Origin of the sequence: Lachnoanaerobaculum saburreum DSM 3986 (genome assembly GCF_000185385.1) — a bacterium.
Classification (GTDB): Bacteria; Bacillota; Clostridia; order Lachnospirales; family Lachnospiraceae; genus Lachnoanaerobaculum; species Lachnoanaerobaculum saburreum.
The window spans coordinates 834,236-834,776 of record NZ_GL622296.1 but is presented as its reverse complement, the minus strand read 5'-3'; positions in this window follow the sequence as shown (position 1 = coordinate 834,776).

The following is a 541-nucleotide window of genomic DNA, read 5'->3' as shown; positions in this document are numbered from 1 at the left end:
CGAACTCTCTATCTTTAAAAAAAGCTATATGGTTCATAATGTATATACAAGCTATTACAAATATAATTACGATTATTTGTATTCTTCTCTTTTTTACCATTCATCAAACCTCATTGTCGTATAATTAATATTAATATTCTCTATACATGTAACATTCGACCATTTCTTTACAATAATATTTATTTTATCCAGAAACGTCCCAAACCTTCCCGGTCAATATATCTTTATTATCATTAAATTTATTTGTACTTTCAAAGATAAGAAAATCTTTATGTGTTTCACACTTTTGGACGATAACTGTATTTACTACCTTGTACATATTTATAACTACCCGCTAAACACATTTACGGAATACTCACCATTCCGGATATTTCAAAATATAGATAATATTATATATATATATAATTACTCGATAAACACTTCAATATTAGGAAACATTGCCTCAATATCTTCATTTATCTTCAAATGATATAAATCCAGTTTCTTTAAATACATTAAGTTTTTCATTAAGCCTATATTATCAAGTACATGTTCATCCTCA